10 protein-coding genes are annotated in these 11,297 nt (G+C 45.2%); 7 read left to right on the top strand and 3 right to left on the bottom strand.

Annotated features, from left to right (window positions below; all coding sequences use genetic code 11):
* Positions 1-14: 14 nt before the first annotated feature.
* Positions 15-443 (bottom strand): HIT family protein, encoded by a 429-nt coding sequence (locus OCU36_RS09510; RefSeq protein ID WP_261837778.1) that lies wholly within the window; start codon positions 441-443, stop codon positions 15-17.
* 283 nt (positions 444-726) lie between these two features.
* Positions 727-2,460, bottom strand: coding sequence for an arginine--tRNA ligase (gene argS, locus OCU36_RS09505; RefSeq protein WP_261837777.1), 1,734 nt, complete (start codon positions 2,458-2,460; stop codon positions 727-729).
* Positions 2,461-2,809: 349 nt separating this feature from the next.
* On the opposite strand from argS, the gene OCU36_RS09500 reads away from it, so the two are divergent.
* Positions 2,810-3,406 carry a VOC family protein gene (locus OCU36_RS09500; protein WP_261837776.1) on the top strand — a complete coding sequence of 199 codons (597 nt, stop codon included), beginning with the start codon at positions 2,810-2,812 and terminating at the stop codon, positions 3,404-3,406.
* Positions 3,407-3,685: 279 nt separating this feature from the next.
* Here the strand turns inward: OCU36_RS09500 and purU are convergent, their stop codons facing one another.
* Positions 3,686-4,519 (bottom strand): formyltetrahydrofolate deformylase, encoded by an 834-nt coding sequence (purU, locus tag OCU36_RS09495; RefSeq protein ID WP_261837775.1) that lies wholly within the window; start codon positions 4,517-4,519, stop codon positions 3,686-3,688.
* Positions 4,520-4,798: 279 nt separating this feature from the next.
* Between purU and OCU36_RS09490 the strand changes: the two genes are divergently transcribed.
* The 6 genes from OCU36_RS09490 (at position 4,799) to fadD (ending at position 11,215) form a co-directional block, all read left to right on the top strand.
* On the top strand, positions 4,799-4,999 hold the full coding sequence (locus OCU36_RS09490) for a hypothetical protein (protein WP_261837774.1): 201 nt from the start codon (positions 4,799-4,801) through the stop codon (positions 4,997-4,999).
* A gap of 147 nt (positions 5,000-5,146) precedes the next feature.
* Complete coding sequence (locus tag OCU36_RS09485; protein WP_261837773.1) at positions 5,147-7,075, top strand: ATP-dependent DNA helicase; 1,929 nt, start codon at positions 5,147-5,149, stop codon at positions 7,073-7,075.
* Positions 7,076-7,134: 59 nt separating this feature from the next.
* Positions 7,135-7,836, top strand: a complete 702-nt coding sequence (gene tsaB / locus OCU36_RS09480) for a tRNA (adenosine(37)-N6)-threonylcarbamoyltransferase complex dimerization subunit type 1 TsaB (RefSeq protein WP_261837772.1) — start codon at positions 7,135-7,137, stop codon at positions 7,834-7,836.
* 113 nt (positions 7,837-7,949) lie between these two features.
* On the top strand, positions 7,950-8,255 hold the full coding sequence (locus OCU36_RS09475; protein ID WP_261837771.1) for a chromosome partitioning protein ParA: 306 nt from the start codon (positions 7,950-7,952) through the stop codon (positions 8,253-8,255).
* Positions 8,256-8,533: 278 nt separating this feature from the next.
* Complete coding sequence (locus OCU36_RS09470) at positions 8,534-9,415, top strand: alpha/beta fold hydrolase (protein WP_261839721.1); 882 nt, start codon at positions 8,534-8,536, stop codon at positions 9,413-9,415.
* 105 nt (positions 9,416-9,520) lie between these two features.
* Entirely contained in the window at positions 9,521-11,215 is a 1,695-nt protein-coding gene (fadD, locus tag OCU36_RS09465; RefSeq protein WP_261837770.1) for a long-chain-fatty-acid--CoA ligase FadD, read from the top strand.
* Positions 11,216-11,297: the final 82 nt, after the last annotated feature.

The raw sequence follows: 11,297 nt of genomic DNA, 5'->3' as shown, positions 1-11,297 counted from the left end.
GTGATGAGTTCGAATTACGCTTTTTTGAAGATAGAACTCAGTGACAGAACATTTTGTATACGAGTTAGGATAGTGGTTTGCTCTTCTTCACTGCGCTGCTCGCTTTTGGTATTACCCCATACTGGACCTGGCCATGCGATATCGTCTTTGAAGCGTGCTATATGGTGGATGTGCAGTTGTGGCACCATATTACCCAGCGCACCAAGGTTCAATTTGTCTGGTTGGAACGTGGCTTCAAGTGCTTGGCTTACCGCCTGAGATTCATGTAGGAACTGTTGTTGCTCTTTCATGGGTAAGTGGTGCAACTCTTTGAGGTCGGCACGTTTTGGTACCAAGATAACCCAAGGCACAGCGTTATCTTTGTGTAGCAGAGCCAAGCTCAGTGGAAATTCGCCGATAAGTGTGGTGTCTTTCGCAAGTTGTGGGTGAAGTTCGAAGCTCATGATCTTTCCAATTAATTGTTTTACATGAGTATAAGGTTGGAGGTGGAATGTGGCTAGGGCTTACGTTCTTAATCAGCAGATTCCGACCACGTTAGTGCCTCACTGTAGGGTATGATGGTCGGGTAGAAATATGTTTCGTCATCTCTTAGAGCGACGAAGGAATATAGTCGCAGATCGCTTATTGAGTCGGACGGTGAGTTGCATAGATAATCGAACCTCCAGAGACAATAAAAGGTTGGCGCTTTCACACCAACCTTTCTAATTTTCTCGAACTTCGAATCGCTTACATGCGTTCTAGCGTGTCGATACCTAGAAGCGATAGACCTTGCTTGATAGTCTTAGCTGTCAGTGCTGCGAGTTTCAGACGGCTTTGTTTCACCGTTTCATCTTCAGCAACTAGGATAGGGCACGCTTCGTAGAAGCTAGAGAACTGGCCAGCAAGTTCGAACAGGTAGCTACACATGATGTGTGGTTGACCTTCGCGAGCAACAGACTGTACGGCTTCTTCAAATTGCAGAAGCTTAGCAATAAGTGCTTTCTCTTTCTCTTCAGTGATTTTTATTTCACCTTCAAGAGAGTCCATCGAAATGCCCGCTTTAGCAAAGATTGAAGCAACACGAGTGTATGCGTATTGCATGTAGGGTGCAGTGTTACCTTCGAACGCAAGCATATTGTCCCAATCGAACACGTAGTCCGTTGTACGGTGCTTTGAAAGGTCTGCGTACTTAACTGATGCCATCGCTACGGTGTTAGCGATCGCTTTCTTTTCGTCTTCTGCGAGTTCTGGGTTCTTCGATTCGATCAGCTGCGCAGCACGAACTTCGGCTTCATCAAGAAGATCAGCAAGACGAACAGTACCGCCAGCACGAGTCTTGAAGGGTTTACCATCTTTCCCTAGCATCATGCCGAACGCGTGATGTTCTAGAGAAACAGATTCTGGGACATAACCCGCTTTACGAACGATAGACCAAGCTTGCATTAGGTGTTGGTGTTGACGTGAGTCGATAAAGTACAGTACGCGGTCTGCGCCCAGTTCTTCAAAACGGTATTTTGCACAAGCAATATCCGTTGTTGTGTAAAGGAAGCCGCCGTCACGCTTCTGGATGATAACACCCATTGGGTCGCCATCTTTGTTTTTGTATTCATCGAGGAACACAACTTGTGCGCCATCATCTTCTTCGGCAATACCTTGCGCTTTCAGATCGGCAATAATGGCAGGTAGCATGTTGTTGTACATACTTTCACCCATTACATCATCACGAGTAAGAGACACGTTTAGACGGTCGTAATTACGTTGGTTTTGAATCATCGTAACGTCAACCAGCTTCTTCCACATCTCTGCGCAGAACTCGTCGCCGCTTTGCAGTTTAACAACGTAGCCACGTGCTTTAACGGCGAATTCTTCGTCTTCATCGTACAGCTTTTTAGATTCACGGTAGAAGCCTTCAAGGTCAGCAAGCTCCATTGAAACTTCGCCAGACTCAGCTTGAACGCGCTCAAGGTTTGCGATAAGCATACCAAATTGAGTACCCCAGTCACCGATGTGGTTAGCACGGATAACGTTGTGGCCTAGGAACTCAAGAGTACGAACTACCGCATCACCGATGATGGTTGAACGTAGGTGACCAACGTGCATCTCTTTGGCAACGTTTGGCGCAGAATAATCCGCAACAATCGTTTGTGTTTCAGCAAGAGTGACACCAAGGCGAGAGTCAGAAAGTGCTGTGTCTGCTTGCTGTGCTAAAAAAGCTTCATCAAGGAAAATGTTTAGGAAACCTGGACCTGCGATTTCAACTTTAGAAGCGATACCGTCTAGGTTTAGAACGTCCAATACTTTTTGAGCAAATTCTCGAGGGTTAGTGCCCAGTCGTTTAGCAACACCCATAACGCCGTTTGCTTGGTAGTCACCAAATTGTGGTTTTGCAGATTGGCGAACAGCAGCAGGAGAGCCTGCAGGTGCGCCAGCGGCTTCTAGAGCCTGAGATACTTTGTCATTAATAAGTGCTTGGATATTCACGCGCGTTTCCTTCAATTCAAGGATGATAAGAGTGGGGCGTTATTTCGTGGCGACTAAATTGGTTAATTATGCTTCTAGCTAACGATTTAATGCCGAAATGAGCAACAGACTCTGTTTAAGTTCACAAAAATGGAGTTAATCATACCAATTTTGTGAGGCTTCTTATAGGTCGAATTGATAGAAAATTGACATTTCCTGAGAGGTTTTTGCTCGACGACTTTTACCTAGCTAACTTTACCTATTTAAGAGACTAAGACTGCGTATCTATTCAGTAACTTTTTGCTAAAGCAACGCTTGTTGCTAAGGACAAAACTGATAACATGCAGCCATTATTTAGAGAACACAGACAATGATGATGAGCCTGAAGCAAGCTGAACTAGAACCACAACAAATGATCGCCCGCCTTGATATCTTTATGGCAAAGATTGAGAACCTAGGAAATAGATTAGGTTTGGATTTAAGCTTTGCTCAAGCGGATCATATTGCGCTAAGAATCAATGACACTGAGCTCGCGAAATCTGCGCATCAAGCATGGTCTGATTATGGCTCTACGATTTCAGAGGCGATGATCAATGGTCGTCCAATTGTGGTGTTGGCTTTCGATGAACCGTTGCAAAGCCTTGGCTGGAAAATTGAATGCTTAGAGTTGCCATACCCTGCAGAAGGTAAAATTTACCCAAGCCAAGATTGGGAACACATTGAGTTTGTGATTCCGTCTCACGCTCAAACGGCTGATGAGTACCTAGCGGATCTTAAAGAAACTTACCCGCAGTTCGCTGCTAACTTTGAAACACTGGCTGAGCAAGGCGTTAAGATCAAACTCTCTAGCCCAAAAGGCGAGGGTGAACGTTTGAATAACCCAACTGTGGCTTTTAAACATCAAGGGATTTGCATCAAGTTGCACCCACACTCTTTGAAGAAGATTGTGGAATCAGAACAGGCTTAATTTGAGTAGATAGTTGCTGACAATAGATTCCTGATCTCGCCTAGGTTCGTCGGAATGACGGGGTGTTCGAGAGTGTTTGCCAGAGTTTCTCTTTGGAGACTGAGTATTCGAGGACGTATGTTAGAGCCTATAGCTGGAAGATTCATCACCGAGTTCGTCATTCCCGATAGCGACGAAGGAGCGTAGTCGGGCATCTCATAAAGCGAGTCTGATCATCCGCTACAAAAAACGCGCAATGGGTTAATCCTATTGCGCGTTTTAGTTGGTCCCATATTTGGTTTACAGGATCACTGTCTTGTTGCCATAAACAAACACGTGATCGTTGATTACCTTATTTAACGCCTTACTTAATACATTCTTCTCTACGTCACGACCGGCTTGTGCCATGTCTTTCGCGCTGAAGTTGTGATCCACAGGGATAACATCTTGCTTAATGATTGGGCCTTCATCCAAATCGTTGGTCACGAAGTGCGCCGTTGCACCAATGATTTTTACGCCACGCTCATACGCTTGTTGGTATGGCTTCGCACCAATAAACGCAGGTAAAAAACTGTGGTGAATGTTAATGATCTTATGATTGAATTTCTCAACAAACCCCGGAGTTAGCACGCGCATGTACTTCGCAAGTACGAGGTAGTCAGCCTCATATTGCTCAATCACTTCAAGCATCTTCTGCTCATGTTCTTCTCGGTTTAATCCTTCGTGAGAAATATGGTGGTAAGGGACATCGAAACGTTCGGTTAAACTTTGTAGAGCGTCGTAGTTACCGACAACGGCGGCGATTTCAACATCTAAGCTACCATCGAAGTTCTTCATCAGAATATCACCAAGACAGTGTGCTTCTTTGGTCACTAAGATAACAACACGCTTACGAGAGGAATCAACAAGTTTCCGCATTGCATGTTCTGGTAGGGCTTGATCTAAATCGGCAAGCAAGGTTTCATTATTGAAATACCCTTCTAACTCGGTACGCATGAAAAAGTGGCCACAGGTGTTATCTACGAACTCATTATTGTGAATAATATTGAGTTGGTGCTTGTAACAAATGTTGGTGATTTTTGAGATGAGCCCTGGGGCGTCAGTACAATGTGTTAATAACGTTTTTCTTTCCATTTGCATCTTACTTCCATGAAATATTTTTGTTCTTCAAATTAAATGCAGGCCGTCGAAGGGTGAGCTGAACCGCAATATCTTCATTATAAGTAATCTATTATCAGATTGGTTTCAACCTATTCTGCAGTCCATCCGTGACTTCGATAGATGGCTTAATGTAGAAATATCCGTTTTGAGAGACCCTGAGCAGAGGCTTTATTTTCAAAGCTTTGCCCTGAAACAAGCAGTGGAAGTTCAGCCTTGGCAGTTCAGTCTTGGCTTAAAATAGAGGTAGTACTTATGGATAAAGAGTTATTAGCAAAAAAACTGTACTGCAAGCGTGTCAATTCATTAGTGGGAGGCCCTGATCTCGATGGTCAGCTTTTAAATGAGTTGTGGGAAAGTAAAACCTCTCCAATCGATGCAGCAAAAGCGATACAGCCTTGTGATGACCAATTTGAAGGAGCCCCTTGGTTATCGCGTTATCTCAACAGAAAATAAAAATCAGGCTTTAATCTTTCCTCAACTTTGCCTTTTTCAGGCAGATTAGCATAACCTTTATAGCGTCGGTGCAAAGTCATTCTTGATTCGCGCCGACTGACTAAACCTGCCATAATTCATGTCCTATTTTTCTCAATCTCGTACTCTATGATATCTAAAACGTTTTCTGCTGACGGTGCTCTGGGTAAAGCTATCCCTGGATTTCAACCACGACAGGCCCAATTGGACATGGCTGAAGCCGTCTCTCAAGCTATCCAACAACAGAGTCAATTGGTTGTTGAGGCTGGGACGGGAACGGGTAAGACGTTTGCTTATCTCGTGCCGGCACTGCTCAGTGGCAAGAAAATCATTATCAGTACGGGATCTAAAAATCTTCAAGAGCAGTTGTTCCATCGTGATTTACCATTAATGGTTGATGCGCTTGGCTTTTATGGTCAGGTTGCTCTGCTGAAAGGTCGTTCAAACTATTTGTGCTTAGACCGGTTGAGTCGGCAAATGATCGAAAGTCATGGTACTCACACCGATCCAACGCTTTTAGCTCAGTTGGTGAAGGTGCGCAGCTGGTCGTCGTCAACACAAACGGGCGATTTAGGTGACTGTGATGATATTGCTGAAGATAGCCCTATCATTCCTACTATTACTTCAACCAATGACAATTGCTTGGGTAAAGAATGCCCGAGTTATACCGATTGCTTTGTGCTTAAAGCGCGTAAAAAAGCGATGGATTCCGATGTGGTGGTTGTGAATCACCACCTGTTCTTAGCGGATTTAGCGATTAAAGAGACCGGATTTGGTGAGCTGATCCCTGAAGCCGATGTGTTTATTTTTGATGAGGCGCATCAACTTCCTGATATTGCCAGCCACTATTTTGGTCAATCTGTGTCGAGTCGACAGATCCAAGAATTAGCCAAAGACATTGAGATTGCCTACCGCACTGAAGCCAAAGACATGCGTCAATTGCAAAAAGTCGGAGATAAACTCATTCAGTCAGCTGCCGATTTACGCATTGTTCTTGGCGATACTGGCTTCCGTGGTAACTGGCGTGAGGCTTTAAAATCCCAATCGATAGCGAGAGAGTTGGTGCGTTTACAAGATGCTCTACAACTCGCAGTGGATGTATTGAAGTTAGCACTTGGGCGGAGTCAACTGTTAGATACGGCTTTCGAACGCGCCACCATGATTAAGTCGCGTATCGAACGTGTGTGTGATGTGTCGATTTCCGGCTACTCGTATTGGTATGACACCACGCCACGCCACTTTGCTTTGCACATCACGCCGCTTTCCGTGGCGGATAAATTTTACGAACAAATTGAGCTTAAACCGGGGGCTTGGGTGTTTACCTCTGCGACCTTGGCGGTGTCGGATGATTTCGATCATTTCACATCGCGACTTGGCTTAACGCCTTCAGCACAGTTCTCGTTGCCAAGCCCGTTTGACTATCCGAATCAGGCGCGCTTGTGTGTGCCTCGTTATCTTCCTGAACCGAATAGCCCCGGTCTCGCGGATAAACTAGTAAGAATGTTGACCCCGGTGATTGAGCAAAATCAAGGTCGCTGTTTCTTTTTGTGTACTTCACACAGCATGATGAAAGAGTTGGGCGAGCGATTTCGTGAAACACTCACTGTACCTGTTCTATTGCAAGGTGAGACCAGTAAACAAAAAACGTTGGCCGAATTCATGGAATTGGGTAACGCATTGTTGGTGGCGACGGGGGCCTTCTGGGAGGGGATCGATGTTAGGGGCGACGCATTAAGCTGTGTTATTATCGATAAATTGCCTTTTACGGCTCCTGATGATCCTTTGCTTAAGGCTCGAATTGAGGACTGTAAGTTAAAAGGGGGGGATCCTTTTGCACAAGTACAGTTGCCAGACGCTGTGATAACCTTGAAACAAGGTGTTGGCCGATTGATACGTGACAAATGCGATAGTGGCGCTCTGATTATTTGCGATAACCGATTGGTGACACGCGATTACGGTGGCATATTTTTGGCGAGTTTACCGCCGATCCCTCGCACACGTGACTTAGGGGTCATTAAAGAATTCTTAGCTAAAGATCATTCAACCGCTGCTGATTAATTGGCATGGGTGAGTTTAGCCATTATTTTTAGATTAGATAACAGATATTTGAGACACAAATGAGCGTAAAAATTCTTGCAGTAGATACCGCAACTGAAAACTGTTCAGTTGCATTAGTAATGGGTGACCAGGTGTTCGCACGTAGCGAAGAGGCTCCTCGAGACCATACGAAAAAAATTCTACCTATGGTTGATGAAGTACTGAAAGAAGCGAATGTCGCTTTAACCGATATCGATGCTATTGCGTTTGGCCAAGGTCCTGGTAGCTTCACGGGCGTGCGTATTGGCATTGGGATTGCTCAAGGCTTGGCTTTTGGTGCTGATTTACCGATGATCGGTGTCTCTACATTGGCTGCGATGGCGCAGGGTAGCTACCGTAAATTTGGTGAAACTCACGTTGCAGCTGCGATTGATGCGCGCATGAGTGAAGTGTACTGGGCTCGATACCGTCGAGAGCAAGATGGTCGTTGGACGGCGGTTGATGCTGAATGTGTGACACCGCCAAGCGAATTAGCCGCGCAGGTTGACGTTGACTCTGAGACATGGGCAAAAGTCGGCACCGGTTGGGAAGCGTATGCAGAGCACATGGACACACTTGCAATCCACACTAAAGCGTGTGAGGTGCTGTTTCCAGAAGCTCAAGATATGGCCTTCCTTGCTCAATTTGCTTATGCAGAAGGTAAAGCGGTCGCAGCCGAAGAGTCTGAGCCTGTTTATCTTCGTGATAAAGTGACGTGGAAAAAGCTACCAGGCCGCGAATAAACGACGGCGAGTACGTGTAAATATCTATGACTTTGGCTCTATAATTCATTGTGTAGAGCCGCTATTAAAGTTAATCAACAAATCATTTAAATCAGGTCTACGAATCTCCAAGCATGGTTTCAATAAACGGCTTACCTCCTTCTTCGATAGGGCACACTTCCAAACCCAATCGAACCAACAAAAAGAATGGGGTAAAAAAAGGCAATGCAAAAACCTCAGTTGGTCAGCCAACTAAGGTCGCGAATGCTGTCTCGCATTCTATCCGCCAAGTCAAAGAATCTGAGATCCATAAAGCTCAGGTGCAATATGACCTTCCAGAAGGGCGTGGACGACGTGCAATGGAAGAGTATATGGACGTGATGAACCAGGCAAAAAAAGAGGAACTTGCGAAGCTTATTGGGGTTGATATTTATATCTAGCTTTGCTCAAGCCTGTGTCGCCATCTTAGTGGTTCTCCCTAATCGCATCATGGGTGATGATCTTTATTTTTCTTTTGTGTGACTGGTTATAACCAACGCTTGTAACCAAACACAGCAACCGTGATTGGTTATAATTTTATATCTATCTATTGTTCCTTTATTCATTTCTCTATTTGTGGTTGCAGGCAAGAGTTAAGCTTAAACGTGTCATTCAAAACGTGGAATAGGTGAGCACCATGCCTTCGTTCAAGAACATAAAGTGGGGAGAAACATTCTCAATGATTGAAAAGTCATACTCTTTGGCCAATGGAACGCTTGCAACACAACAGATTGGCAATCCACACCCCACAGCCACGACGGTCGTTTTTATTCATGGTTGGCTAGATAACGCCGCCAGTTTTAATCAGATCATGAAGCAAGTGGCTCAATCTTCTCCTAATGCTCACCTCGTCGCTATCGATCTTTTTGGACATGGTTTCTCATCGCACAAATTGGGCAGTTATTACCCATTTCATGACTATATTGATGACCTGTATCAGTTGGTGGTTAAATTATCACCAAACAGACTGGTTCTAGTAGGACATTCTCTTGGTGCATTGATCGCAAGTTGCTATAGTGCCGCCTTTCCTGAAAAAGTGTCAGGATTAATTCAAATTGAAGGTCACGGACCTCTTTCAGAAGCTCCCCAAGAAACGGTCTCTCGCTTGAGGGATGGGGTACTCAGTCGTCTTCGACAGCGCAGAAAACCTTCACGTCCTTTAGCTAGCCTTGAGGATGCAATTAAGTTGAGAGCTCACGCCAACCAAATTGATGCTGAACTCATAGCACCTATTGTTGAACGAGGAATCGTTGAGCGAGGTACTGTTGATCAAGGTATTGTCGAATGCGAGAACTCTTGGCAATGGCGATGCGACCCAAACCTAAAGTGTGATTCGCTCTATCGAATGTCGCAAGCGCATGCTGAAGCGATAATGGCGGCGATAGAATGTCCCCAATTAGTCATATTAGGGAGTCATGGATTTCGATATTTGCAGCATAACCGCTACAAATCAGAGCATAGTCCTCCGCAGATAGAGATGGTTCCTGGCGGACATCATTGCCATTTAGAGAGCCCAGAGTTAGTTTCAGAACTAATTCTTGGTGTAGTTAACAAAATTTAAACAAGTGTTTGAGCCTTTTAGTGCTCATGCACTAAAGCTGTGCTGTAATACCGCAATGACAAATAGCGGCGAGCAGTCGTAAGCTGATAAACGAGGAGTAACATAGTGGATAAACCTTGGCTTTCACGTTATCCAAGTGACGTACCAGAGACGATCAATCCAGATCAGTACCCATCTCTTATTGAAATGTTTGAACAGTCGGTACAGAAGTACGCCGACCAACCAGCATTCGAGAACATGGGATCTATTATGACATTCCGTAAGCTTGAAGAGCGCAGTCGTGCTTTTGCGGCTTATTTACAGAATGATCTAAAACTGAAGAAGGGCGATCGTGTTGCACTGATGATGCCAAACTTGCTGCAATACCCAATTGCACTTTTTGGTGTATTACGTGCCGGTATGATTGCTGTGAACGTCAACCCACTGTATACGCCTCGTGAACTTGAACATCAGCTGAATGATTCTGGTGCCAAGACGATTGTGATCGTTTCTAACTTTGCGAGTACGCTAGAGAAGGTCGTTGACAAAACACCGGTTAAACACGTTGTTTTAACCAGCCTTGGGCAAATGCTACCACGAGCGAAAGGGACGATTGTCGACTTCGTCGTGAAATACGTAAAAGGTATGGTACCTAAGTACGATCTACCGGGTGCTATCTCATTTAGAAAAGCATTGCATAAGGGCCGTCGTCTACAGTACGTGAAGCCATTTATGGCGGGCGATGACATCGCATTCTTACAGTACACCGGGGGGACAACAGGGGTAGCGAAGGGGGCAATCTTAACGCACCGCAATATGATTGCGAACGTCCTTCAAGCGAAAGGGGCATACAGCCCTGTGCTGCAAGAAGGCCGTGAATTGGTCGTAACGGCATTGCCGCTTTACCACGTGTTCGCACTAACGGTGAACTGTTTACTGTTTATTGAGATGGGGGGGCGCAACCTTCTGATTACGAACCCGCGTGACATTCCCGGCTTTATTAAAGAGCTGCAAAAGGTTCCGTTTACTGCGATTACCGGCGTAAACACTTTGTTCAACGCGCTCGTGAATAACGAAGATTTCCACGAATTGGATTTCAGTAATATGCGTTTATCTGTTGGCGGTGGTATGGCGGTTCAACGCGCTGTTGCTGAGCAATGGAAGAAAGCAACAGGCGTTCACCTTTTAGAAGGTTATGGTTTAACCGAATGTGCTCCTTTGGTCACAGGTAACCCATACGATCTACAAGACTACACGGGGGCAATCGGTCTACCGGTACCATCGACAGAAGTTCGTATTGTGGATGATGAAGGTAAAGTGGTTGGTAATGACCAAGTGGGTGAATTGCAGGTTCGTGGTCCACAAGTGATGCAAGGCTACTGGCAGCGTCCTGAAGCGACCAAAGAAGTGATCGACCAAGAGGGTTGGTTATCGACTGGTGATATCGTCAAGTTTGATGACGAAGGCTTGTTGTACATCGTTGACCGTAAGAAAGACATGATTCTTGTGTCAGGCTTCAATGTTTACCCGAACGAAATTGAAGACGTAGTGGCTCTTCATGGCAAAGTGTTAGAAGTGGCCGCTATTGGTCAACCTCATGAAGTGTCTGGTGAGTTGGTTAAGATCTATGTTGTGAAGCGTGATCCTAGCCTAACCAAAGAAGACATTATCGCACACTGTCGTGAACACCTAACGGGTTACAAGATCCCTAAATTGATTGAGTTCCGTGAAGAACTACCAAAAACCAATGTAGGCAAAATCTTGCGCCGAGTGCTTCGTGAAGAAAACGACGCAGAGCTTGCCAAACGCGCAAGTGAGTAATGCTTGGGGTGCACCTGAAATCGTTCAGGCGCTTAATCTAAGCGAGCGCTGAAAAATGGTGTTAGAATGCCGACAGTTAATG

The organism is Vibrio artabrorum (genome assembly GCF_024347295.1).
GTDB lineage: Bacteria > Pseudomonadota > Gammaproteobacteria > Enterobacterales > Vibrionaceae > Vibrio > Vibrio artabrorum.
The sequence above is the reverse complement of the archived record's forward strand: the minus strand, read 5'-3'. Positions and strand labels throughout refer to the sequence as shown.

Bases quoted from the DNA above. Each gene is read 5' to 3' on its own strand.
- OCU36_RS09510 (WP_261837778.1), bottom strand. From the start codon at position 443: ATGAGCTTCGAACTTCACCCACAACTTGCGAAAGACACCACACTTATC.
- OCU36_RS09500 (WP_261837776.1), top strand. From the start codon at position 2,810: ATGATGATGAGCCTGAAGCAAGCTGAACTAGAACCACAACAAATGATC.
- purU (WP_261837775.1), bottom strand. From the start codon at position 4,519: ATGGAAAGAAAAACGTTATTAACACATTGTACTGACGCCCCAGGGCTC.
- OCU36_RS09490 (WP_261837774.1), top strand. From the start codon at position 4,799: ATGGATAAAGAGTTATTAGCAAAAAAACTGTACTGCAAGCGTGTCAAT.
- OCU36_RS09485 (WP_261837773.1), top strand. From the start codon at position 5,147: ATGATATCTAAAACGTTTTCTGCTGACGGTGCTCTGGGTAAAGCTATC.
- tsaB (WP_261837772.1), top strand. From the start codon at position 7,135: ATGAGCGTAAAAATTCTTGCAGTAGATACCGCAACTGAAAACTGTTCA.
- OCU36_RS09475 (WP_261837771.1), top strand. From the start codon at position 7,950: ATGGTTTCAATAAACGGCTTACCTCCTTCTTCGATAGGGCACACTTCC.
- OCU36_RS09470 (WP_261839721.1), top strand. From the start codon at position 8,534: ATGATTGAAAAGTCATACTCTTTGGCCAATGGAACGCTTGCAACACAA.